The organism is Yoonia sp. SDW83-1 (assembly GCF_046762885.1).
Classification (GTDB): domain Bacteria; phylum Pseudomonadota; class Alphaproteobacteria; order Rhodobacterales; family Rhodobacteraceae; genus Yoonia.
Window position 1 is genome coordinate 114,822 of record NZ_JBKQXO010000004.1, and the last position, 22,645, is coordinate 137,466.

The following is a 22,645-nucleotide window of genomic DNA, read 5'->3' on the forward strand; positions in this document are numbered from 1 at the left end:
GATTACTCGGCCGCCATATCCGCTTTGTCGATGCCAGCAACACGCACAGGTTTCTTCATGGCATCACGGCGGAACGGCTCGCCCAGTTCCTGGTTCAGGATAACCTCGATCAGCGTGGTCTTGTTGTTGTCCATCTGATCCCTGATCGCCTGTTTCAGCACGTGAGTCAGTTCATCCATCGTCTTGGCCTGCACCCCGATCAGACCACAGGCCTGCGCGATGCCCGCATAAGACACCTTCATGTCCAACTCGGTGCCGACGAAATTGTCATCGAACCACAGGGTCGAATTGCGCTTTTCCGCGCCCCACTGATAGTTGCGGAACACGATCTGTGTGATGGCAGGCCATTCATCGCGGCCAATGGCGGTCAATTCGTTCACGGCAATACCAAACGCACCGTCACCGGCAAAACCGATCACCGGCACATCCGGGCAACCGATCTTGGCACCTACGATGGACGGCAGACCATAACCACAAGGGCCAAAGAGGCCGGGGGCCAGATATTTGCGGCCTGTCGGGAAGGACGGATAAGCATTCCCGATCGCGCAGTTGTTCCCGATATCGGAGGAAATGATCGCGTTCTCCGGCATTGCCGCCTGAATGGCACGCCATGCTTGACGGGGTGACATCCAGTCGGGGCGGGCGGCCCGCGCACGCTCGTTCCATGTGGTGCCGGGATCGTCATCTTCGTGATCGAGCGATGACAGTTCCTGCGCCCAGGCCGATTTCGTCTGCGCAATCATCGCCTTGCGCTCATCGCGGCCTGCATCGCCTGCGGTGTCAGCCAGTGCAGCGGTGATACCCTTGGCCACCTTCGCCGCATCCCCCACGATACCAACGGTGACCTTCTTGGTCAGACCAATGCGGTCAGGGTTGATATCGACCTGAATGACCTTCGCATCTTTGGGCCAGTAATCGATACCATAGCCCGGCAGGGTCGAAAACGGGTTCAACCGGGTGCCAAGCGCCAGCACGACATCGGCCTTGCTGATCAGCTCCATGCCTGCCTTTGAGCCATTATAGCCCAACGGCCCCGCAAACAGCGGGTGGTTGCCGGGAAAGGCATCGTTGTGCTGGTAGCCCACGCAAACTGGGGCGTCCAACTGCTCGGCCAGAACCTTCGATGCCTCAATGCCACCCTCGGCCAGCACCACACCGGCACCGTTCAGGATCACGGGGAACTTGGCATTGGACAGCAGTTCGGCCGCCTTGGCGATGGATGTCTCGCCACCGGGGCTAACCTCGAACATCACCGGTTCGGGGATTTCGATATCAATGACCTGGGTCCAGAAATCGCGCGGAATGTTGATCTGGGCGGGGCCGGACAGACGATGCGCCTTGGCAATCACGCGGGCCAGCACCTCACAGATGCGGGACGGGTCGCGGACCTCTTCCTGATAGGCCACGCAATCGGCAAACAGGTTCATCTGTTCCATTTCCTGGAAACCACCCTGACCGATGGTCTTGTTGGCGGCCTGCGGGGTGACCAGCAGGCAAGGGGTGTGGTTCCAATAGGCGGTTTTGACAGCGGTCACGAAGTTGGTGATGCCGGGACCGTTCTGGGCGATCATCATCGACATCTCACCGGTCGCACGGGTGTAGCCATCAGCCATCATGCCGGCAGACCCTTCATGGGCGCAGTCCCAGAACGTGATGCCAGCGGCGGGGAAGATATCCGAAATCGGCATCATGGCCGACCCGATAATGCCAAAGGCATGGCGGATGCCATGGGCCTGCAGCGTTTTGACGAATGCTTCTTCGGTGGTCATCTTCATTGGAATGGTCCCTTCCCCGTGGATCGGTCAATGACGGTGCCAAATGCCCCGTTTTGCTGAGCGGACACTAGGTTTTCCCACAGAGTCGCGTTAGGTCCAACCGGTGATGGCCATTAAGTCCAGAGCGATATTTTTTGAGAATACAGGTCTCAATAATCGTCAATTTCGAATGGCGTGGGCAATCCTGGCAATGCCCTCGGGGATACGCCCTGTATCAATCGATGAATAGGCCAGCCGGAAGTATGCGCGCGGCGGGTCTTCGCCTGCAAAGAACGGCGCACCGGGCTCTATCAACACGCCATCGGCGCGCAATCTTTCGGCCAGCAGCGTCGTATCCACCCCATCCGCGGCGCGCAGCCAAACCGAGGACCCGCCATAGGTGCCTTGCCCCGCCACGGTCAGATCATGCGCCTTCAGCGCCTCGTCCAGCACCTTGCGGCGCTCGTGATAGGCGCGGCTCATCCGGCGGACCAGCGCATCGTAATGGCCCAATGACAAGTAATAGCTCACCGTGCGCTGGATATGACCCGGCGGGTGGCGCAGCACCGTGGCACGCAGCGCGCGCGCCTCGCGGATAAACGGCGCAGGGCCAACCAGGTAGCCCAGCCGCAACCCCGGAAACAGCGATTTGGAAAACGAGCCCACATAGATCACCCGCCCGTTCTGATCGAGCGATTTCAGCGACGGGGACGGCGATTTCAGAAACGACATCTCGAATTCGTAATCATCCTCGACAATCACGAAATCCTCGGCCTCTGCCTTGTCGAGCAGCGCCTTGCGCCGGGCGATGGGCATGGTCGCCGTGGTCGGGCATTGGTGGCTGGGGGTGGTGAACACCACATCCGTCCCCTCTGGCAACGCGTCGGGTGGCAATCCATCCGCATCCACCGGCACTGTGCTCAGCTGACAGCGCGACTGCATCAGGATCGTGCGCAGGGCAGGGTAACACGGATCCTCGATCGCCGCGCGCCTGCGGCTGTTCAGCAGGACTTGTGCGGCGAGCCACAGCGCGTTCTGCGCGCCCATGGTCACCAGCACCTCATCACGGCTGGCCAGAATGCCGCGCCGGGGCAGGGTCTGACGGGTGATGAATTCAACCAGTTTCGGATCGTCACCATCGAAGTAATCCGATGTCAGCGCCACAAAATCCCGCATCCCCAGCGCCTGCAATGCGCAAAGGCGCCAATTGGCGGAATCGAACAGGGTCTTGTCCGCCTGCCCATAGATGAACGGATAACGATAGCTGGCCCAATCGGCCGGCTTGTCCATGCTCAGGCCCGGCGTGAACTGCCGCCCAATGGCCCGGGTCCAGTCAACCGTGCCCGTGCCAAAGCGCTGGGCGGGAAAGGCGGGGGGTTCGGGGGCATTTTCCGACACGAAATAGCCCGACCGACCCCGCGATGTCAGATAATCATCTGCCACCAGTTCAGTGTATGCCAGTGTGACCGTGATCCGGCTGACCCCCAGATGCTGCGCCATCTTGCGGGACGATGGCAGGCGTTCACCGGGGCGAAAACGGCCCTCCAGAATGCCCTGAGCAACCATCTGCTGGATGCGCGACTGCAATGTGCCTTCGGCGGCAGGATCAAGAAAAAAGGTCTCGACGGATATCGACATGGACTGGCCTTAGTGTTGGGCCACACTGGACGTATCGACACCAGAGAGCAAGCCTTTACAAGACAGTGCTTGAGGGATATGAACACAGTTCATAATTTTGAAAATGCCGATGCCAAGACGATTTCTCATCTGCGCACTACTCGGTCTTTCGGGCTGCACATCTGGTCCGCAGACATATACTGCCATGCCGACTGCCACGCCCTTTGCCCAGGCAGCGCCCGGTTATCAAGGCATGCTGCCGGTCAACGTCACCACCCAGATCAGAGGGCCAGAGGTCTGGGACACCATCGCCGGGCGTGGTCTGGTCGAGGGCGCGGAGTGCGTCGCGCAGACGAGCGTATTCCAGCTGACCTTCACGACGCCTGCCAAGATAACAGTGCCGGATTACGGGCGGGCCTCTCCCCCCATTCAGGTGATTTGCAAGCGCGGCGATCTGGCAGGGCAGACGCAGATCGTTCCACAGGATGTATCCCATCAGGTTCGCAACCTCGATGCACTGATCAAACCGCAGCCCCGCTGGATCAGGCCGCTGCTGGAACGTCATCGCACCGGTCGTCCACGGGTCTGGACTTATCGAACGGTCGCGGTCGTCTTGCTCGACCCGGCCTAATGTCGGCGTTAACCAACCCGTAAGATTCACAGCGCCAGAGGCGTCGGGATTAAGGTTCCCTTAACCCGCTGATGCGACCGATTGGGTCAGTGAAGTACGAATGGAAATCTCGTCATGTTGACAGACAGTATAGCCGACAGCCGCGCCGCTGGGGCGATGATGCCCACCGGGCCAACGGCCACCCAGATCAGAGATCGCGCGACCATTGCGGGCACCGAAGGGCCGCCACCAACCGCCACGACCCCCACCGATCGGGCCAATGCCGCGCGCGATGCGGATGCCCGGCCCATTGTACTTGATGCAGGCCCAAGCAGCCGTGGCCCCGAGATCGCGCGCAGCGTGGTCGAAAACCGGATGCTGCCGCTTCCCGATACCGACGACCCGCAGCAGGCCGCCCTGCGCGATGATATCGCGGCGCAAGCGGACCAGCGCCAAACCGATCTGGCGAAAGCCGCCTTTGCCGCCACGCAGGACATCATCCGTCAGACGCAGGATGACAGGGCGGCTACCATGCGGATCGCTATGTAACGGCAAATCTTCGGCATCTGCGACGGAAAGCCGGGGCTGACACGTATCAGCCTCATGCACCGGTCGGAGATCGCCATGAGACTATCTGCCTACGCCTTTATCCTGATCGCAGGCGCGCTCAGCCTTGCGACCTTTCTGACATCCCAAACCCTGCACGCCGACGGACCGCCAGCAACCTGTTCGGCCCCTGAAGTGACCATCGCAAGTTCGGTTTGCGTTTCGCCTGTGCCGCAGCCCTAATCCCGCGACTGGGCCAGCGCTGCGGCCAACGCCGCGCCATCCGGTCCGGCACTGCGCAACCCAGCCTCGGTTCCGATCTGATCGGCATCTGATTTATGCTGGTTGATTTTCCAGCTGCCCTCCAGCCGGTCAATGACCAGACGCAATCCTACAATGCCGCGTGACAGTGATCCGATAAAGCGATCCGGCGCATCGCTGACCTGCCAGGGGGCATCGCGGTCGCGCTCGTTGGCGTCTGTCAGGGCGTTCAAATGTTGCTGCAGCCAATCGTCATCCTGACAAGTTTCCATCGTGCCATGGGCATGGACGGCGATATAGGCCCAGGTGGGCACGACCTTGCCATGCTCTTGCTTTGATGGATACCAGGACGGCGACACATAGGATTGCGGGCCTTGAAAGATCGCCGCACTCGGCCCGACCGGTTCGGCCCGCCAATGCGGATTGGCCCGGGCGACATGGGTTTCCAGCACGATCTGGTCGGCCAGATGCCGGACGACCATCGGCACATGGGTAATCACCAGCCCGTCCGCCGATGGGGTGACAAGGGCGGCAAGCTGAATATCCGCCATGGCCCGCGCCAACACATCGGGGCGGTCTTCGGCGAAGGCAGCGGGTTTGTACATCAGCACTCCTTTCCAGCGTGCAAACGCGGCGCCCGCTACATTAATCCGGGGGCACCGTACGGTGGGGTCCGACGTTTTGCCGACGCAAATCCGACGCGATGCCGACTGCAAAAATCGACGCCGATTTGCCCGTTAACCTTTGATTCGCAGGGGTTTCGTGGAAACGTCCCCTGCGCCAGCAAAAGGTTAACCCAAAACCCGCCCAATCGCCTGATCAACCGCATCGGTGACCTGATCCAGATCGTCTTTGGTCGCTATCAGCGGCGGCGCGAAGAGAAGCGTGTTGTTGAACCCCGGCAGCGACCGGTTGGTGGCCCCGATGATGATACCCTGCGCCATGCAATCGGCCACAATCGCCGCCACCTGCCTTTCCGGAACAGGCTCCTTGGTGTCGCGGTCCAGCACCAGCTCTGCGCCTGCAAACAGGCCCATGCCGCGCACATCGCCGATCCAGTCATGCTTTTCCATCAAGGCATTGAGGTTGCCCTTCAAATGCTCGCCCATCCGGGTGGAATTGCCGCGCAGGTCCTCTTCCTCAATGATCTTCATGTTTTCGATGGCCGCAGCGGGCCCCGCCGTGCAGCCGCCAAAGGTCGAGATATCGCGGAAATAGCTCAGGTGATCGGTGTCGTCCTTGAACTGCTCGAACACAGCATTTGTGGTCACGCAGCACGAAATCGCGGCATAGCCAGAGGCCACGCCCTTGGCCATGGTCACGATGTCAGGTTGGACGCCAAACTGTTGATAACCAAACCATGTTCCGGTCCGGCCCACGCCGCAGACAACCTCGTCAATATGTAGCAGGATGTCGTATTTCTTGCAGATTTCCTGCACCCGGTCCCAATAGCCCTTGGGCGGGACAATGATGCCGCCACCTGCGGTGATCGGCTCAAGGCACAGCGCGCCGACGGTATCGGGGCCCTCGCGCAGGATCACATCCTCGATCGCCTGGGCCGCCTTTTCTCCATAGGCATCACCGGCCATGCCGTCCTGAGCGCGATATTCCAGGCAATGCGGCACCTGCACGAAACCGGGGGTGAAAGGACCGTACTGTGCGTTGCGTTCTTCCTGACCGCCGGCTGATAGGGATGTGATCGTCGTGCCGTGATAGTCCCGCTCACGGTACAGGATCTTGTATTTCTTGCCGCCGTGATGCTTGTGGCTGATCTGGCGCACCATCTTGAACGCCTTCTCATTCGCCTCAGAGCCTGAGTTGGCATAGTAAACCCGGTCCAGCCCCGGCATCTTGTCGGTCAGCATTTCGGAAAACTGTGCGCCCGGAATGGTACCCGCCATGCCACCGAAAAAGCACATCTTGGTCAGTTGGTCGGCCACGGCCTTGCTGATCCGCTCGCGGCCGTAGCCCACATTGACGGTCCAGACACCACCGGACACGGCATCAATATGCTCCTTGCCCTTGATGTCCCAGACGCGCAGGCCCTTGCCCTCGACGATGATGCGCGGATCAATCGTCTCGTAAGGCTTGTGCTGGGACAGGTGGTGCCACACATGGGCGCGGTCCGCCTCGACAACGTGTCCGGGATCGTTTGCGAATGATTGCGTATCCATGTGGCTTCTCCAAAAGCATGTGGAAGGGCAGACAGTTCGAATCCGGTTCGCAAGCTGCCGCGTTCTGTTGCATTTTGCCTGCAGCGGGCGCTTTACCAATAGGGCCAGTTGGGGTGCATGCGTATAGCCAAAACGGGATGGGACAGGTTCGTTCAATTAGCCAAATTGCAGTCTAAATATTTGAATTAAATAAAAAAAATAGGAAATCAGCATCAGTTTCACGTCACCTTTTCGGATTTTCCGAAGGTTTCTTATGATTGACGTGAGGTCGGGAATTACCTTCGCTCTCCGGTAACTTGTCGCGCATCGCCTTTGTTTTTGCGCCGACAGGGACGCGTCGGCCATTGTTTTGGCCATTGATCACGCTGAATGCGATGGGGGCTATGAAGCCAGCCAGAATCGTGGTCAGCTAACACCATAAAGACGGGGAAACTCCGTCCACGAACCGGCCCGATACAAGGGTCAGCAACACGGGAGAAAACGAATGAAATTCACCAAAACACTGATGAGCGCAGTTGCAGGTGTCGCCTTGATGGCGGGTGCCACACAAGCGTTTGCAGATGGCCATGAAGAGATCACGGTGGCGTATTTCCTCGAATGGCCGATGCCGTTCCAGTTCGCCAAGGTCAACGGAACCTATGACGAGGCGATGGGCGTCAAGGTCAACTGGGTCAGCTTCGATGCAGGTACAGCGATGTCGGCTGCTATGGCATCGGGCGATGTGCAGATTTCCGTCAGCCAGGGTGTGCCGCCTTTCGTGGTTGCGGCCTCTGCCGGGCAGGATTTGCAGATCCTTGATGTTGCCGTGTCCTATGCCGAAAACGACAACTGCGTCGTGTCCTCCGGCCTTGAAATCGACAAGGACAGCGCGGACGAACTGGCCGGTAAGAAGGTTGCCGTGCCACTTGGTACAGCGGCCCATTATGGGTTCCTGCGTCAGATGGACCATTTCGGTGTTGATCTGGCCTCGCTCGAAGTTGTGGACATGGCTCCTGCCGAAGGTGCAGCGGCGCTGGCACAAGGCCAGGTCGATATGTCCTGCGGCTGGGGTGGCGCGCTGCGCCGCATGAAAGAGCATGGCAATGTGCTGCTGACCGGTGCGGAGAAAGAAGAGCTGGGCATTCTGGTCTTTGACGTGACATCGGCACCAGCATCCTTTGTCGCCGAAAACCCTGAACTGGTTGCCAAATTCCTGGAAGTGACTGCAGCCGCCAATGCCTCCTGGAATGACGGATCAGGCGTCGAGGAAATGCTCCCCGTGATCGCACAGGATGCCGGTATGGACGAGGACGCCACGCGCGAGACCATGGCAACATTCGTCTTCCCCAGCGTGGAAGACCAGTTGTCAGAACGTTGGCTTGGCGGTGCGGCACCTGCCTTTATGAAAGGCGTGGCAGACGTATTCGTTGAGTCCGGTTCAATTGATGGTGCGCTGGACAGCTACACCGGCAACGTCAATACCGGTCCGCTGGCCACGATCAGCGCACAATAAAGACCTTTTGACTGGCGCGGGCGCGGGCCTGCGCCAGTCATCCCATCTTGTTCCCGAAAATCCCTGCCAGCCGCCGCGCGGCGCGACGATAACGGCGCAGGTATTTTCCGGAACAACAAGGGACGGGATATGTCGGGACTTCAATTAGACAAGGTGTCCATGCGGTTCGATTTGCCGAATGGATCATCCGTGCAGGCGCTCAAGGATGTCTCGCTCGACCTCAAGGCGGGCGAGCTTTTGTCGGTGCTGGGACCATCGGGTTGCGGCAAGACGACATTGCTGAACATCGTGGCCGGGTTTCTGGCGCCCACCGAAGGGCAGATCATCCTCAACGGTCACACAGTCACCGGCCCCGCGGCGGAGCGCGGCATGGTGTTCCAGCAGGGTGCCCTTTTCGAATGGATGAGCGTGCGTGAAAACGTGGGCTTTGGCCCTTCGATGAAAGGCATGCCGAAAGCCGAGAAAGCCAAGATTGTTGATCATCTGCTGGATGTCGTTGGCTTGCAGGATTTCAAGGAAAAGGCGGTTTATGAACTGTCTGGCGGGATGCAGCAGCGCGTGGCCCTGGCCCGTTGTCTGGCCAATGAACCCGATGTGATCCTGATGGACGAACCGCTGGGCGCTCTTGACGCGCTGACCCGCGAAAAGATGCAAGGCCTGGTGCTGAAACTGTGGAAGGAAACCGGCAAGACCATCATCCTGATCACCCACTCGGTCGAAGAGGCGCTGCTGCTGGGTGAGCGACTGATCGTGATGGCCCCGCGTCCTGGGCGGATCCACAAAGAATACCGCCTGCCATTTGCCGAAATGGGCGTTGGCCAGGACCTGCGTGAGGTTAAGAAACATCCGCAATTCGGTGAAACCCGCGAGGAAATTCTGGGCATGATCTGGGATATGGAAGAAGAAATCATGGGCCGGACGGAGACCGCATAATGGAACTTCTGGGAAATCTTGGCGCTGAACTCTGGGCCGTCCTGCAAACGCTTTTCGCCGCAGCCCCCTATATTATTGGCTATGTCCTGCTGATCCTGCTGATGATGGTCATCTGGAGCGGGATCAAACGTCTCCTGACCCCGAAACACGACTATAGCTCATTGAAAACCGTGACCTTCGGCGACGAAAGTGCGGTGACGTCGAACTCTGTCGCGTCGGTCGTTTCCGTTGTTCTGATTTTTGTGCTTTGGGGCGCATTCACCGGGTCGAAACTGCTTCCCGGTTTCCTGCATGTACCGGGGCCGTTTACGGGTGATGCGTCGTTTACCTACACGATCACAACCCCCGACGGGCAGACCGATGATGCGACTGTTGCGGTTATCGTGCATCCCGCCACGGTCGAAACCGCAGCACCCGAGATTGAGCCGGGGGATGGCATTGCCAAGAACGACAGCACGGCCATTGGCGCTTATCGCAGCCAGCTTTTGCGCGTCGATCGTAACGATGACATGGGCCGGGACGAGGAGACCTTTATCACCGCCGTCAATGGTGAACCGATTGCACCCGGCGACGAAGTCAGGGTCGATTTCGGCACCGTGGCCATGTCTGACAAGGGGACGCTGAATATCATCCCGGCAACTGGCATCCAGATGGAGCCGATCTGGCTGCCTGCACCCGAAGCTGTCTGGGTCCGTATGACCGAGATCGCGACAGCCGGCTACCGCAACTCCACTCTGGCCGAACATTTGGGGTATTCGCTGTTCCGGGTTATCGTCGGTTTCTTGCTGGGGGCCTTGGTCGGCATTCCCTTGGGCTATGCGATGGGCCTGTCCAACTGGTTCCGCGGCTGGTTCGATCCGATCGTGGAATTCATGCGGCCGGTGCCACCACTGGCCCTGATCCCGCTGGTGATCATCTGGGCGGGCATCGGTGAGGTCGGCAAGATCATCCTGCTGTTCCTGGCAGCACTTTGGATCATGGCGATTGCGGCGCGGTCCGGTGTATCGGGCGTGCGGATATCCAAGGTCCACGCCGCCTATTCGCTGGGCGCGTCCAAATGGCAGATCATGCGCCATGTGATCATCCCGAACTCTCTGCCCGAAATCTTCACCGGCGCCCGCGTCGCCATGGGGGTTTGCTGGGGTACAGTTGTGGCCGCCGAACTGGTTGCGGCGGAAAAGGGTGCGGGCATGATGATCATGGTGGCCTCGAAATTCCAGAGCACCGATATCGTGCTGATGGGGATTATCCTGATCGGGATCATTGGGTTCAGCATCGACATGCTGATGCGCTGGGCCGAACGGATTCTGGTGCCGTGGAAAGGCAAGGGCTGACGTCCAACCCTCAAAACAAGATCGGGAGAAGCGGGCAGGGGTCACCTCTGCCCGTTCTTTTTTGCCAGGGTATTGACCTTCCCGTGACTGGAACCCTTATGTGAGGTGCACAACTCAGAAATAGGTGCATCATGGCCGCGGCCGCTGAAATCAGATTTGGAATTGAAGGCATGTCCTGCGGGTCCTGTGTAGGACGCGCCGAACGCGCACTGACAGCTGTGCCGGGGGTGGCCGCCGCGCATGTCAATCTGGCCGATGCGTCTGCGACGGTGACCCTAGCCACGGACGGCAACGGGCAAGGGGTGGCTGACGCGCTGAAGGCGGCAGGTTATCCCGCGCGTGCGCATGACATCTCCCTGACCATCGACGGGATGAGCTGCGCCTCCTGCGTTGGCCGGGTCGAAACTGCGTTGCTTGCGGTGCCCGGCGTGCTGACAGCGCAGGTCAATCTGGTCACCGGAACCGCACAGGTCAGCACATTGGGCGATACCCAACCGTTGATCGACGCTGTCGCCAGAGTGGGTTATCGCGCCGCACCCACCCGCACCGACCAGTCCGCCGATACACGGCAAGCGGATGAGGCCGCCGCCTGGTTCCGGCGTTTCCTGATCGCCGCAGCACTGACGCTGCCCGTTTTCATAATGGAAATGGGCGGGCATCTTTTTCCGCCGTTCCATCACTGGATCGCCCGCACCATCGGCACACCGGCCAGCTGGACGATCCAGTTCATCCTGACCACGCTGGTGCTGGCGGGGCCGGGGCGGGAATTCTTCATCAAGGGCATTCCGGCCCTGCGTCGCATGGCCCCTGACATGAACGCGCTTGTCGTGCTTGGCACCGGCGCGGCCTGGCTGTTCTCGACCGTGGCGCTCTTTGCCCCAGCGCTTTTGCCCGAAGGCACCCGTGTGGTTTATTTCGAGGCCGCTGCCGTGATCGTCACCCTGATCCTTTTGGGCCGCTGGCTCGAAGCCCGCGCCAAAAGCCAGACTGGGGCGGCCATCAAGCACCTGATCGGCCTGCGACCAACAACCGCCCGCGTGATCCGCGATGGCACGCCCGTGGACGTGCCACTGGCCGAAGTGCTGCGCGATGATCTGCTCCTGATCCGCCCCGGCGATAGGATCCCGACGGACGGGCAGGTGACCGAGGGGGTCAGCTACGTTGACGAAAGCATGATCACCGGCGAACCGATCCCGGTGGAAAAAGCCGTCGGTGACGCGCTGGTCGGCGGGACGATCAATGGCAATGGGGCGCTGACAATGCGGGCGACGGCAGTGGGTGCGGATACGGTCCTCGCCCGGATCGTGGCCATGGTGCAGGACGCACAAGGCACCCGCCTGCCGGTGCAGGATCTGGTCAACCGGGTCACGCTCTGGTTCGTCCCGGTCGTGATCGTCATCGCGGCACTGGCCGTGATCGGCTGGCTGATCTTCGGCCCGGCACCGGTCCTGTCCTACGCGCTGGTGGCGGGGGTCTCCGTCCTGATCGTCGCTTGCCCTTGCGCGATGGGCCTTGCCACGCCAACCGCGATCATGGTCGGTACCGGGCGGGCTGCGGGCTTGGGCGTGTTGTTTCGGCAGGGCGATGCGCTGCAGGCGCTCAGCGGGATAGACACCGTCGCCTTTGACAAGACCGGCACGCTGACGATGGGCGAACCGTCATTGACGGATGTGATCCCGATTGTGGGTGAAAAGGACGATTTGCTGCGCCTGGTGGCGGCGGTCGAGGCGAAGTCGGAACATCCCGTGGCCCGCGCGATCGTGGCGGCGGTTGAAGGGCCTGTGCCTGCGGCGTCGGATTTTACTGCGATCCCGGGGCAGGGGCTACGCGGAACGGTGGACGGCAAGGCCGTCATCGTCGGCAACGCTCGTCTGATGACTGAAAGCGGTGTCGCAACGGACGTTCTGGTGCCCATGGCCGATGAATTGGCCGAGGCGGGCAAGACGCCGGTGATGGTGGCCATCGACGGCACACCCGCCGGCGTGATCGGCGTGGCCGACACCTTGCGCCCGACGGCTAAAGACACCGTGCAACGCCTACAGGATCAGGGGCTGCGGGTTGCCATGGTCACTGGTGACGCAGTGCAGACAGGCATGGCCATCGGCAAGGCGTTGGGGATTTCGCATGTCGTCGCTGGCGTTCTGCCCGACGGTAAGGTCGACGCGATCCGCGACCTGCAGGCGAATGGCGGCAAGGTCGCCTTTGTCGGTGACGGGATCAACGACGCGCCTGCATTGGCCGCGGCCGAGGTTGGAATCGCCATCGGGACCGGAACGGATGTGGCAGTGGAAAGCGCGGATGTGGTATTGATGTCCGGCGACCCTTTGGGCGTGCTCAACGCGCTGACGATCAGCCGCGCCACGATGCGCAACGTCAAACAAAACCTTGTCTGGGCGTTTGGTTACAACGTGCTTCTGATCCCGGTTGCGGCGGGGGTGCTTTTCCCGCTTTGGGGTGTCCTTTTGTCGCCTGCGCTGGCGGCAGGGGCGATGGCGCTGTCCAGCGTATTGGTGGTGACAAACGCGCTGCGCTTGCGGCGGGTCAGGGGGGTGACATGAATATCGGCGACGTGGCAGAGCGGACAGGTTTGCCCGCAAAAACAATCCGTTACTACGAAGACATCGGGCTTGTGACACCGCAGCGGGGCAGCAACGGCTACCGCGTGTTCCGCGATACCGATGCCCACAAACTGACCTTCCTGGGCCGCGCCCGGCAGCTAGGGTTTTCGATCGACGAATGCCGCGATCTGCTGGCCCTGTGGGAGGATCGGAACCGCGCCAGCGCCGATGTCCGCGCCATCGCCAAGGGGCATCTGGACGATATCGAAAGCAAAATCAAAGGGTTGGTTGCCATGCGCGACACACTGGCCGAATTGGTCCGCGATTGCGCGGGCGACGACAGGCCGGATTGTCCGATCCTGAAAGGGCTCGAGGGGCCATGAAATCACCCTGATCCTGCCTTGAGACTGCAATTTTTACGTGTGATCCAAGCATCTTGAGCAGATTTGGGTGATGCCGTGCGGTTTCTGGAATGGCTTGTGATTGGCATGCTGGCGCTGATGGTCATCTGCGCTGTGATCTTGCCTGAGGATGCCGAAAAGGCTCGGATCATTGACGGGATCGGTAAAGGGGTCTTTACCAGTTTCGGGCTGCTGATGCTGGGCTATGTCTGGCGCTGGAGACGGAAAGCGCCACGCCAGCAAGTGCCTGCGGCCAAATCGCCGCTGTTGGGCAAGGCGGTGATCGTGGATGGATCAAACGTGATGCACTGGTCGGGTGAGCCGTCGCTGAAAGTTCTGTCCAAGGTCTTGAAAGAATTGGAAAAACGCGACCTGCAACCGCATGTCTATTTCGACGCGAATGTGGGCTATGCGCTGTTTGACCGGCACGTAGAACCCGACGAACTGGCCGCGAAGCTGGACTTGTCGCCGGTGCAGGTCACCCTTGCCCCAAGCCGCACACCGGCTGACGAGGTGCTGCTGGAACGGGCGGTCTCTGAGGGGCTGCGGGTGGTGACCAATGACCGGTTCCTTGACTGGAAACAGCGCTTTCCAAAAGTGGCCGAGAAGGGGTTCCTGATCAAGGGAATCTGGAAAGAAGGCAGCGTCATTCTGCTGGGTCTGGGCCGGGCCTGAGCAACGTTCGGTGGGGTCTGCAACACTGCGGAAACCGTGGGCAGCCCGAATCATGTGTTAACGCAGTAAAACAAGTGGTTTCACCCTGTCGGCGTCGCGTCGGATTTGCGTCGGCAAAGCGTCGGACCCCTAATTGCGAAACCACTGGTTTAACGCCCCGCACGGCGCAAGCGTAAACACGCCGTTAAGATTTGAAACCGCCACGCGCATTCCCATATCAAACACCAGCAACCCACAGGAGAGTGCGCCGATGAAATGCCCTATTGACGGATCAACCCTTGTCATTTCCGACCGCAGCGGGGTCGAGATTGACTATTGCCCGCAATGTCGTGGCGTGTGGCTGGACCGGGGCGAGCTGGACAAGATCATCGAACGCTCCATGGCAGCGGCACCCGCGCCCGCCCGCGACTATGACGATCACGGCGCCTATGGCGGCAAGAAGAAAAAGCGTGGCGGCTTTCTGGATGAGCTGTTTGATTTCTGAGTCATTTCGCGTGGCCTTACCTATTGAAAACGTGCAGGACTACCCACGCCCACCCGCGCTGGAACGCGTGACTGCGCGCTTGCGAGTGCTGAATCAGGATCGGGTGATTGCTGACACAACAGATGGCTGGCGGGTGCTGGAAACACATCATGCACCAACCTATTACATCCCGCCGCATGATGTGATGATGACTACCTTGTCGCGCTCTACCCGGACGAGTTTTTGCGAATGGAAAAGGGTGCGCTGTTTATTTTGATCTGGGAGCAGTACGAAATGCCGCCTGGGCTTATCCGGAGCCGACGGACAGGTTCACCTGCATCCGCGACATGCTTGCGTTTTACGCCGGTGCGGTCGATTCCTGCTTTGTGGGTGATGAGCAGGTGATCCCTCAACCGGGCGATTTCTATGGCGGCTGGGTCACCGCCAACCTGGAAGGGATCGTCAAAGGCGGACCGGGAACCCGGGGTTGGTAAAAATATAGTAGCTAGCCGATGTGGCAGTCTGGCGGGAGCGAATATTCGGCCAATAGTCAGTCGTTTCGTCGTATTGGTTTTCACGAGTTTGCTTGCTATTGAAGAGCAGGTTTGTAGGTAGTTCACACATTGGTTTTGATTAGACAGCCACGATATTAAAAGGAGATCACCTTTGTCAGAATTTCTAGGCGGCAACCTGAATTCACGACCGTTGACAGCTGATGAAACCAAGGCGTTGGAAACATGGTTGTCCGACCGTAAGACCTGGGTCAAGCAGCTTTCGGAGGCTGCCGTGACACGTGAAATTCAAAATGCGTTTCCGGATGTCGACGAGGCATGTGGCGAAGGACAGCTGAAGAAGGCCATTCTTGCCTGGGCCGGGTCCAATAGCATCACTTTTCCAAAAAAATCGAAACCGCTTCATCCGGCTGATGCCGACTTCTCGGGTTTTGGCGATATCGCAAAGACAACCGCGAAGCTCGTTTCGAATGGATTTCAGATCAGCCCCGGCGAAACGCAGATCGCGATCACCAAATCGGGCGTTGTGCTTCGTCCATTTCTTGGGACAGCCGCCAATCCTGGTCTGCACTACAAGTACGGCAAGGATATCAAGGCCGATGTTCATACAGCCAACAAGGATGTCTATAGCGCAGCCTATGACCCCGGTAAGAAGACGGCGACATTGGGCTATGGTTACAGCCCAGGCAATTTTTCGGTGTCCGGTGCGGTGTCGCACAACTTTGATAAGAGCAAGACATCCCTGCAACTGAATGGCCAATACAAGAAGGTCTTTGTGAATATGGCGGTGTCCAGTAGCGCATATTCATTGTCGATCACGTTTCCCAAGAAGAAAGCGCAAAAGCTGTCACAGCGCGAGATTGCCGGGACTGTTGCCCAGTTGGAAGAGGCCGGAAACAAGATCTATGACGCCTTTCTGGAAAAGGATGTCTTTGACGACCCGTTCGCATTTTACAACGCCATCGAAAAGGATGTTTCAAAAATGCAGAAGGGGGCCAAGGATATTCAGGGCCTGATGGAATACTACGGCAAGGACCGGGACAAGGTGAAGGTCAGTGGGTCGCTTGATTTCAAGGCTGGCGATTTTGACATGCCGTCTTACGGCTCGCCTGACGGGATTGCAACGCCGGTGAAAGGTGGGTTTTTTGTCGGCGGCACACTGACTATCACGTTCTGATCAAGGCGTGAGATCGTCTGCTGTCAACCGGTATGCCTTGCCGAACCCGCCGTTCAGATGGATGTCTATCGGGGTGAGCCGGAACATCAGGAAATCGGTGAAATCGTAGTAAAGCCCCGCCTTTGGTATGGCGTTTAGCCATTTTTCTTTCTGCGCGGATTTGTCGGCTTCGGTCGCGGTGCACATGAGCGTCAGGCGTGGGTGGGTGAGCGGATCGCCCTTTGCGCCGGGTTCACCGATCAAGGCGGCGCAGGCGGGGTTGGTCTGCAGCGCTGTCGTGTGGGTTGACAGGGTGGAGATGAGCGTCAGCAGGCTGCCCTGGTCGGCCAGCATGGCGACGCGAGCGACGTAAGGGGCGCCGCTTGGCAGCGTGACGGCAAGGGCGCCGAAGCGGGTTTGGGTCAGCAGGTCACGGGCGAGATTGCGGGCTTCGTCGTCGGTGGGGTTTACGGGATCGCGCTTGGCCATATCAGGACAGTTGGTCCGCCGGGCAGTCGCGGAAGGCTTGGATCGCCGGGCCGATGCCTGCCAGCGGCATGGCGAGAAACGTGTCGCCGGACGCCCCCATCGCCATGGTGTTGAATTCCAACCCGTTGAGAACATTGCCGAAGCCGCGATCCTTGACCGTCAGGCTGCGGCCATCGGGGCTGAGGGTGTGCCGGTCGGTCTGGATCGCGACGGACCGGCCCCCGTCGAAGGCCATACCGAAGGCCGGGGCGTCTGACCACTGGCCGTCGGCGAGGGTCAGAGTGATGGTGTATTCGGGCAGGGACGCGTCATAGGTCACTGTGATTTCGCCGGCGTCGCTTGTGTTGGTTAGCGTGCAGATCGGGGCGGGCGAGAACTCCCACGCGGCAGCGGGAGAGGCGAGGAGGGTGAGGGCGAGAGCGAGGCGCATGGTGGGAAGGTAGCTGGTTTGTGGGGATAGCAAGGGGCACGTCGCCCTATGCGTCGATCCGCACCATCAGCGCCATGGCCGCCAGCGCGCAGGCGACCCCCAGATATTCCCGGGCCGCCATCTGTTCGTCGAACCACATTACACCCATGCCGCAGAGCGCCAGCAAGGTCAGCATGGAATAGGCGACACCGGCCTGCGCCAGCGTGACGTGCCGCATCGCATAAAACCAGAAGATGGCGGAGATGCCGTAGATCAGGCAACCGGCGAGGACATAACCCGACCAGAAGGACTCGCCGTTATCGGCGGCCAGTTTGATCAGATAGTCGCCGACAATCACGATAATGGCCGTGAGAAATGCGAACGAGAAACCAAATAAAATATGCACCATGTATCCGCCCATTCTGGAAAGCTCCGCTATAGTCTGCGGGGCGGGTCAATGGGCGTGAGCGTGGCAGATGGTGGTGGATGTGGCGAGTAGGGAAAGGCTTACTTTTTGAAGGGCTGAGGGCAGCGGCCGACTTGGAGGACGCTCGGGGCAGGTTGTGTGATGCGGAGTGTGTGCCAATAGACTGACGGTGGTTTTTGAGGGTGACGTTGCAAAAGAGGCCTCCGGGCGAGGCGCTTCCCGTTGCTCACACTTGCAGCGAATGACCGAGACAGAAAATCAGATCTGGCTCGTAATTGTCTTCATATCTAATGAAGTCATCACGCCATTCATCGTTGCCTAGTTCGTCTTTGCGCGAACAACGTATAAGTAGGTCGGCTTCCAGGCCAATCTTTTCGAGAGTTTTGGCAGCGAAAATCCCTTCGGCAATCGTCGGTTATTGCGATCATGTCGTTTTCGAACGGTCAAATTGAGACAATCGTTATGATCGAAAGTTCCGTCACCTAGCAGGAAATTATCCGTTTCAATGACGGGCATATTGAGCCGGTAGGCAAGGTACCGTGCCAATACGGACTTTCCGATGCCATCCCTGCCGTCAATCGCCAATATCCAGCCACGCCAGCTTCCTAGGCTGGTCCAAGTTTGGTTTACGAGACTTTCTAGACCATCCGGAAATTCAAAATTGTTGAGCGGGAATGTGGACGACATCTATCTACCGCTTCCCGCCATACCGCGATTTTCCACCGCGCATTCCGCCGCGTCCGCCGGTGCTCCGCCCCGAAGATTTCTGCGCATCTCCAACTGCTTTATCCACGGCTTGTTGCCGTGCCATCGGGTCGTCGTGGATCACCAGATCGACGGTTTCAAGCCGTTTGACCTCGTCCCGTAGGCGCGCGGCCTCTTCGAATTCGAGGTTCTCGGCCGCTTTGCGCATGTCGGTCCGTAGCCCGTCGAGCACGGCTTGCAGGTTCGCCCCGGCCATTGGTTTGTCGACCTTGGCGGTGACCCGGTTCATGTCCACGTCGCCCTTGTAGAGGCCGGCGAGGATATCCTCGACGTTTTTCTTGACCGTTTGCGGGGTGATCCCGTGTTCTTCGTTATAGGCCAGTTGTTTGACCCGGCGGCGCTCGGTTTCCTTCATCGCCCGTTCCATGGAGCCGGTGATCCGGTCGGCATACATGATGACCCGGCCATCGGCGTTGCGCGCAGCGCGGCCCACGGTTTGGACCAGCGAGGTTTCGGACCGCAGGAACCCTTCCTTATCCGCGTCAAGGATCGCGACCAGCCCGCATTCGGGGATGTCGAGCCCTTCGCGCAGCAGGTTGATCCCGATCAGCACGTCGAAGGCCCCAAGGCGCAGATCGCGCAGAATCTCGATCCGCTCGATCGTGTCGATATCGGAATGCATGTAGCGGACGCGGATCCCCTGTTCATGCATGTATTCGGTCAGATCCTCGGCCATACGTTTGGTCAGCGTGGTGACCAGCGTGCGGTAGCCGTCGGCGGCGACCTTGCGGACCTCGTCCAGCAGATCGTCGACTTGCATTTCCACGGGCCGGATTTCGATTTCGGGGTCGATCAGGCCGGTGGGCCGGATGATCTGTTCTGTGAAGACGCCGCCCGCCTGTTCCAGTTCCCACGCCGCAGGTGTCGCGCTGACGAAGACGGATTGCGGGCGCATGGCGTCCCATTCTTCGAACTTCAGGGGCCGGTTATCCATGCAGGAGGGCAGGCGGAACCCGTGTTCGGCCAGCGTGAATTTGCGCCTGTAGTCGCCTTTGTACATGCCGCCGATTTGCGGGACACTGACGTGGGATTCGTCCGCGAAAACAATGGCATGGTCGGGGATGAATTCGAACAGGGTGGGGGGCGGTTCACCGGGGGCGCGGCCTGTGAGGTAGCGGGAGTAGTTTTCGATGCCGTTGCAGACGCCGGTCGCCTCGAGCATTTCGAGGTCAAAATTTGTGCGCTGTTCCAGCCGCTGGGCCTCTAGCAGTTTGCCATCGGCGACCAGTTGGTCGAGCCGGATGCGCAATTCCTTTTTGATGCCCTGGATCGCCTGCTGCATCGTGGGGCGCGGGGTCACGTAGTGAGAATTGGCGTAGATCCGGATTTTTTCGAACGTGTCGGTTTTTTCGCCGGTGAGCGGGTCGAATTCGGTGATGTTTTCGAGCTCCTCGCCGAAGAAGGACAGTTTCCAGGCGCGATCGTCAAGGTGGGCGGGCCAAACCTCGAGGCTGTCACCGCGGACCCGGAAACTGCCGCGCTGGAAGGCTTGATCGTTGCGTTTGTATTGCTGGGCGATGAGGTCGGCCATGATCTTGCGCTGGTCGTAGTCGCGGCCCACATGCAGGTCCTGCGTCATGGCCCCGTAGGTTTCGACCGAGCCGATACCGTAGATGCAGGAGACGGAGGCGACGATGATGACGTCGTCGCGTTCGAGCAGCGCGCGGGTGGCGGAGTGGCGCATCCGGTCGATCTGTTCGTTGATCTGGGATTCTTTTTCGATGTAGGTGTCGGAGCGGGCGACATAGGCTTCGGGCTGGTAGTAGTCGTAGTAGCTGACGAAGTATTCGACGGCGTTGTCGGGGAAGAAGCCTTTGAATTCGCCGTAGAGCTGGGCCGCAAGGGTTTTGTTCGGGGCGAGGATGATGGCGGGCCGCTGGGTTTCCTCGATCACCTTGGCCATGGTGAAGGTTTTGCCGGTGCCGGTAGCCCCCAAGAGGACCTGGTTTTGTTCGCCGTCCATGACGCCTTGGGCCAGTTCGCGGATCGCGGTGGGCTGGTCGCCTGCCGGGTCGAAATCGGTGGACAGGACAAATGGCCGACCGCCTTCCAGCTTTTCGCGGGTTTTGATATCGGGGGCGGGGTTGGACAGGTAGACTTCGGCTTCGGACATGAAACTGTTCCTTGAGGCAGAGGTCTATAATTGTTCTTCTTTTGGTCCGGTTCAACCCCGCATGCTGACAGTGGGTGTCAGGAGGGTGGATTGGTTGACGCGGCGCAGTGGCGGCGGGTTGGGCATTGCGGCGCTTGACGGGGCGGGCTTGGGCGGCCACTGATTGTTTTCAGTTTTCATTCCACACTTTTTAGGCGGGTTGATATGCCGACATATCTGGAGGGGATCGCAGTCCAGTTCTACCGGGGCATCGGACCAGAAACCCAATACATCGCGCCGTTTTCGGAGATGAATTTCTTTGTGGGGGCGAATAACGCCGGGAAGTCGGTTGTTCTGAATTTGATCAAGGATCGGTTGCCCTTTGATGCCGTTAGGAACACATCGCGACATACGCCTACTTCGGTCGATGCATATCGCGGTGCAGAGACTGGTGAATTTTTGGTATCAATTGGTATTGCTACAACAACATTCAAAGAAAATGCCCTCAATAATATGGGAACGGTCGATACGCGATTTGGGATCGATCCGGAAGAAGTATTTGGCCGTCTGACCGAGGCGATGCAGAAGAATGGCTGCATCTGGACAAAGCGTGAGAACGCAACAGAGCGATTAGGATATCTCGAGGAATTGGACTATGAGCGGTTGATGCGATTGTTCGATGATCGAACATGGCGAGATATCAACAAAGCAATACTTAAATCCGGCATGACAAATACAAAGCATTTGGCTAAGTCAGCCACTGCTCGGCTATTTAGCGGGCAAGTCGTGACGATACCTCAGCGGCTTGTTATACCGGCAAAAAGAGAACTTGATGCAACCTCCAATTCATTTAGTGATTTATCTGGTAGGGGCCTGATTTCGCATTTGGCTGAGATTCAAAATCCAGACCACGACGAACGCCACCGCAGAGATGAGTTTGATCAAATCAACGAGTTCGTCAGAGTAGTTACAGGCAAACCCGACGCAAAACTTGAGGTGCCGAACCACCGTGAGCATCTGCTGGTGCATATGGACAACAAAGTATTGCCGTTGTCCTCTCTCGGCACAGGCATTCACGAGGTGATCTTGATCGCCGCTTTCTGCACAATTCACCAAAAGAAGATCATGTGTATCGAGGAGCCGGAAATTCACTTGCATCCGGTGTTGCAGCGCAAGTTGATCCAGTACCTGCAACAACATACCAAAAACCAGTATTTCATCGCCACCCATTCCGCAGCCTTCATCGACACGCCCGGCGCCTCTGTGTTCCACGTGCGCAATGACGGGGTGCAGACCTATGTCACCTCTGCCGTGCATGCAGGGGACAAACGCAAGATTTGTGATGATCTGGGTTGTCGTGCGTCTGACATACTGCAGTCAAATGCCGTGATCTGGGTCGAGGGACCCTCGGACCGGATTTATGTCAGGCATTGGTTGAACTCTGTGAACCCTGATTTGAGAGAGGGCGTTCACTACACGATCATGTTTTACGGCGGTGGCCTCATCAGCCATTTGAGCGCTGACGAGGATGCATTGGAGCAGTTTATTCGGTTGCGCCAGTTGAATAGGAATATGGCGATGATTGTAGACAGCGACAAACACGCACCGCGAGCGAAGCTGAAATCGGCGGTGACGCGGCTAAAGACAGAGATGGCGGATGGTGCTGGCCTGATCTGGATCACCAAAGGCCGCGAGATCGAGAATTATGTTGATCCCGAACAGTTGCATACAGCGTTAAAACAGCTTCATCCAAGGGTGTACGGCGGACAGGTGGGAATCGGCCGTTATGAGCACGCCTTTCACTTTCGCAAGAAGGGATCGGATGCGATTTATACTGACGCCGACAAGGTTGGTGCGGCTGGGATTGTTTGCAGCAAGGAGGCCCAATTGGACATACTTGACCTTAGAGTTAGGGTGCGCGATTTGGTGGCAATGGTCGAAAAGGCAAATGGGCTGGATGGAGCAAAATAGCCTAGG

The 22,645-nt window shown here is 58.9% G+C and carries 23 protein-coding genes; 15 read left to right on the forward strand and 8 right to left on the reverse strand.

The window, feature by feature from the left end:
* Positions 1–2: 2 nt before the first annotated feature.
* Both xsc and ACFWW4_RS06565 read right to left on the reverse strand, forming a co-directional pair.
* Positions 3–1,775 (reverse strand): sulfoacetaldehyde acetyltransferase, encoded by a 1,773-nt coding sequence (xsc, locus tag ACFWW4_RS06560; protein WP_411890106.1) that lies wholly within the window; start codon positions 1,773–1,775, stop codon positions 3–5.
* 159 nt (positions 1,776–1,934) lie between these two features.
* Positions 1,935–3,392 carry a PLP-dependent aminotransferase family protein gene (locus ACFWW4_RS06565; protein WP_411890107.1) on the reverse strand — a complete coding sequence of 486 codons (1,458 nt, stop codon included), beginning with the start codon at positions 3,390–3,392 and terminating at the stop codon, positions 1,935–1,937.
* 184 nt (positions 3,393–3,576) lie between these two features.
* Here ACFWW4_RS06565 and ACFWW4_RS06570 point away from each other — a divergent pair, with 184 nt between their 5' ends.
* The 3 genes from ACFWW4_RS06570 (at position 3,577) to ACFWW4_RS06580 (ending at position 4,770) form a co-directional block, all read left to right on the forward strand.
* On the forward strand, positions 3,577–4,002 hold the full coding sequence (locus tag ACFWW4_RS06570) for a hypothetical protein (RefSeq protein ID WP_411890108.1): 426 nt from the start codon (positions 3,577–3,579) through the stop codon (positions 4,000–4,002).
* A 114-nt stretch (positions 4,003–4,116) separates the two neighbouring features.
* Complete coding sequence (locus ACFWW4_RS06575) at positions 4,117–4,530, forward strand: hypothetical protein (protein WP_411890109.1); 414 nt, start codon at positions 4,117–4,119, stop codon at positions 4,528–4,530.
* Between the two features lie 75 nt (positions 4,531–4,605).
* Positions 4,606–4,770 carry a hypothetical protein gene (locus ACFWW4_RS06580; protein WP_411890110.1) on the forward strand — a complete coding sequence of 55 codons (165 nt, stop codon included), beginning with the start codon at positions 4,606–4,608 and terminating at the stop codon, positions 4,768–4,770.
* Here the strand turns inward: ACFWW4_RS06580 and ACFWW4_RS06585 are convergent.
* Positions 4,767–5,393 carry an FMN-binding negative transcriptional regulator gene (locus ACFWW4_RS06585; RefSeq protein ID WP_411890111.1) on the reverse strand — a complete coding sequence of 209 codons (627 nt, stop codon included), beginning with the start codon at positions 5,391–5,393 and terminating at the stop codon, positions 4,767–4,769. The genes ACFWW4_RS06580 and ACFWW4_RS06585 overlap by 4 nt on opposite strands.
* A 186-nt stretch (positions 5,394–5,579) precedes the next feature.
* A complete protein-coding gene (locus ACFWW4_RS06590; protein ID WP_411890112.1) occupies positions 5,580–6,962 on the reverse strand; it encodes an aspartate aminotransferase family protein in 1,383 nt (460 codons plus the stop codon).
* A gap of 484 nt (positions 6,963–7,446) precedes the next feature.
* On the opposite strand from ACFWW4_RS06590, the gene ACFWW4_RS06595 reads away from it, so the two are divergent.
* The 10 genes from ACFWW4_RS06595 (at position 7,447) to ACFWW4_RS06640 (ending at position 16,507) form a co-directional block, all read left to right on the forward strand.
* The gene (locus ACFWW4_RS06595; RefSeq protein WP_411890113.1) at positions 7,447–8,454 is read left to right on the forward strand and encodes an ABC transporter substrate-binding protein; all 1,008 of its coding nucleotides are present in this window, start codon (positions 7,447–7,449) and stop codon (positions 8,452–8,454) included.
* Between the two features lie 129 nt (positions 8,455–8,583).
* Positions 8,584–9,387 (forward strand): taurine ABC transporter ATP-binding protein, encoded by an 804-nt coding sequence (locus tag ACFWW4_RS06600; RefSeq protein WP_393926647.1) that lies wholly within the window; start codon positions 8,584–8,586, stop codon positions 9,385–9,387.
* 101 nt (positions 9,388–9,488) lie between these two features.
* A complete protein-coding gene (locus ACFWW4_RS06605) occupies positions 9,489–10,721 on the forward strand; it encodes an ABC transporter permease subunit (RefSeq protein WP_411890294.1) in 1,233 nt (410 codons plus the stop codon).
* A gap of 131 nt (positions 10,722–10,852) precedes the next feature.
* Complete coding sequence (locus ACFWW4_RS06610; protein ID WP_411890114.1) at positions 10,853–13,279, forward strand: heavy metal translocating P-type ATPase; 2,427 nt, start codon at positions 10,853–10,855, stop codon at positions 13,277–13,279.
* Complete coding sequence (gene cueR, locus ACFWW4_RS06615; RefSeq protein ID WP_393926645.1) at positions 13,276–13,662, forward strand: Cu(I)-responsive transcriptional regulator; 387 nt, start codon at positions 13,276–13,278, stop codon at positions 13,660–13,662. The genes ACFWW4_RS06610 and cueR overlap by 4 nt, the downstream gene beginning before the upstream one ends.
* 75 nt (positions 13,663–13,737) lie before the next feature.
* On the forward strand, positions 13,738–14,355 hold the full coding sequence (locus tag ACFWW4_RS06620) for an NYN domain-containing protein (protein WP_411890115.1): 618 nt from the start codon (positions 13,738–13,740) through the stop codon (positions 14,353–14,355).
* 250 nt (positions 14,356–14,605) lie between these two features.
* Positions 14,606–14,839 (forward strand): zf-TFIIB domain-containing protein, encoded by a 234-nt coding sequence (locus ACFWW4_RS06625; protein WP_411890116.1) that lies wholly within the window; start codon positions 14,606–14,608, stop codon positions 14,837–14,839.
* Positions 14,820–15,095: a DUF427 domain-containing protein gene (locus ACFWW4_RS06630; RefSeq protein ID WP_411890117.1), complete on the forward strand. Its 276-nt coding sequence runs from the start codon at positions 14,820–14,822 to the stop codon at positions 15,093–15,095. Before ACFWW4_RS06625 ends, ACFWW4_RS06630 begins: the two co-directional genes overlap by 20 nt.
* A 70-nt stretch (positions 15,096–15,165) precedes the next feature.
* Positions 15,166–15,312, forward strand: a complete 147-nt coding sequence (locus tag ACFWW4_RS06635; protein ID WP_411890118.1) for a hypothetical protein — start codon at positions 15,166–15,168, stop codon at positions 15,310–15,312.
* A gap of 172 nt (positions 15,313–15,484) precedes the next feature.
* Entirely contained in the window at positions 15,485–16,507 is a 1,023-nt protein-coding gene (locus ACFWW4_RS06640; RefSeq protein ID WP_411890119.1) for a hypothetical protein, read from the forward strand.
* Here ACFWW4_RS06640 and ACFWW4_RS06645 read toward each other — a convergent pair whose 3' ends face one another.
* The 4 genes from ACFWW4_RS06645 to uvrB form a co-directional block, all read right to left on the reverse strand.
* Entirely contained in the window at positions 16,508–16,975 is a 468-nt protein-coding gene (locus tag ACFWW4_RS06645) for a HugZ family protein (RefSeq protein WP_411890120.1), read from the reverse strand.
* Position 16,976: 1 nt separating this feature from the next.
* Positions 16,977–17,438: an excinuclease ABC subunit B gene (locus tag ACFWW4_RS06650; RefSeq protein ID WP_411890121.1), complete on the reverse strand. Its 462-nt coding sequence runs from the start codon at positions 17,436–17,438 to the stop codon at positions 16,977–16,979.
* Positions 17,439–17,451: 13 nt separating this feature from the next.
* Complete coding sequence (locus ACFWW4_RS06655; protein WP_411890122.1) at positions 17,452–17,793, reverse strand: hypothetical protein; 342 nt, start codon at positions 17,791–17,793, stop codon at positions 17,452–17,454.
* Between the two features lie 709 nt (positions 17,794–18,502).
* Positions 18,503–20,689: an excinuclease ABC subunit UvrB gene (gene uvrB, locus ACFWW4_RS06660; RefSeq protein WP_411890123.1), complete on the reverse strand. Its 2,187-nt coding sequence runs from the start codon at positions 20,687–20,689 to the stop codon at positions 18,503–18,505.
* Here uvrB and ACFWW4_RS06665 point away from each other — a divergent pair.
* Together ACFWW4_RS06665 and ACFWW4_RS06670 are read left to right on the forward strand one after the other, a co-directional pair.
* Complete coding sequence (locus tag ACFWW4_RS06665) at positions 20,688–20,852, forward strand: hypothetical protein (protein WP_411890124.1); 165 nt, start codon at positions 20,688–20,690, stop codon at positions 20,850–20,852. The two genes, uvrB and ACFWW4_RS06665, sit on opposite strands and share 2 nt — an antisense overlap.
* Before the next feature lie 41 nt (positions 20,853–20,893).
* Positions 20,894–22,639, forward strand: coding sequence for an ATP-dependent nuclease (locus ACFWW4_RS06670; protein ID WP_411890125.1), 1,746 nt, complete (start codon positions 20,894–20,896; stop codon positions 22,637–22,639).
* The last annotated feature ends 6 nt before the right edge of the window (positions 22,640–22,645 follow it).

Excerpts from the sequence above, each read along its gene's own strand:
- xsc (WP_411890106.1), bottom strand. The coding sequence starts at position 1,775 with ATGAAGATGACCACCGAAGAAGCATTCGTCAAAACGCTGCAGGCCCAT.
- ACFWW4_RS06565 (WP_411890107.1), bottom strand. The coding sequence starts at position 3,392 with ATGTCGATATCCGTCGAGACCTTTTTTCTTGATCCTGCCGCCGAAGGC.
- ACFWW4_RS06570 (WP_411890108.1), top strand. The coding sequence starts at position 3,577 with ATGCCGACTGCCACGCCCTTTGCCCAGGCAGCGCCCGGTTATCAAGGC.
- ACFWW4_RS06575 (WP_411890109.1), top strand. The coding sequence starts at position 4,117 with ATGTTGACAGACAGTATAGCCGACAGCCGCGCCGCTGGGGCGATGATG.
- ACFWW4_RS06580 (WP_411890110.1), top strand. The coding sequence starts at position 4,606 with ATGAGACTATCTGCCTACGCCTTTATCCTGATCGCAGGCGCGCTCAGC.
- ACFWW4_RS06585 (WP_411890111.1), bottom strand. The coding sequence starts at position 5,393 with ATGTACAAACCCGCTGCCTTCGCCGAAGACCGCCCCGATGTGTTGGCG.
- ACFWW4_RS06590 (WP_411890112.1), bottom strand. The coding sequence starts at position 6,962 with ATGGATACGCAATCATTCGCAAACGATCCCGGACACGTTGTCGAGGCG.
- ACFWW4_RS06595 (WP_411890113.1), top strand. The coding sequence starts at position 7,447 with ATGAAATTCACCAAAACACTGATGAGCGCAGTTGCAGGTGTCGCCTTG.
- ACFWW4_RS06600 (WP_393926647.1), top strand. The coding sequence starts at position 8,584 with ATGTCGGGACTTCAATTAGACAAGGTGTCCATGCGGTTCGATTTGCCG.
- ACFWW4_RS06605 (WP_411890294.1), top strand. The coding sequence starts at position 9,489 with ATGATGGTCATCTGGAGCGGGATCAAACGTCTCCTGACCCCGAAACAC.
- ACFWW4_RS06610 (WP_411890114.1), top strand. The coding sequence starts at position 10,853 with ATGGCCGCGGCCGCTGAAATCAGATTTGGAATTGAAGGCATGTCCTGC.
- cueR (WP_393926645.1), top strand. The coding sequence starts at position 13,276 with ATGAATATCGGCGACGTGGCAGAGCGGACAGGTTTGCCCGCAAAAACA.
- ACFWW4_RS06625 (WP_411890116.1), top strand. The coding sequence starts at position 14,606 with ATGAAATGCCCTATTGACGGATCAACCCTTGTCATTTCCGACCGCAGC.
- ACFWW4_RS06630 (WP_411890117.1), top strand. The coding sequence starts at position 14,820 with ATGAGCTGTTTGATTTCTGAGTCATTTCGCGTGGCCTTACCTATTGAA.
- ACFWW4_RS06635 (WP_411890118.1), top strand. The coding sequence starts at position 15,166 with ATGCTTGCGTTTTACGCCGGTGCGGTCGATTCCTGCTTTGTGGGTGAT.
- ACFWW4_RS06645 (WP_411890120.1), bottom strand. The coding sequence starts at position 16,975 with ATGGCCAAGCGCGATCCCGTAAACCCCACCGACGACGAAGCCCGCAAT.
- ACFWW4_RS06655 (WP_411890122.1), bottom strand. The coding sequence starts at position 17,793 with ATGGTGCATATTTTATTTGGTTTCTCGTTCGCATTTCTCACGGCCATT.
- ACFWW4_RS06665 (WP_411890124.1), top strand. The coding sequence starts at position 20,688 with ATGAAACTGTTCCTTGAGGCAGAGGTCTATAATTGTTCTTCTTTTGGT.
- uvrB (WP_411890123.1), bottom strand. The coding sequence starts at position 20,689 with ATGTCCGAAGCCGAAGTCTACCTGTCCAACCCCGCCCCCGATATCAAA.
- ACFWW4_RS06670 (WP_411890125.1), top strand. The coding sequence starts at position 20,894 with ATGCCGACATATCTGGAGGGGATCGCAGTCCAGTTCTACCGGGGCATC.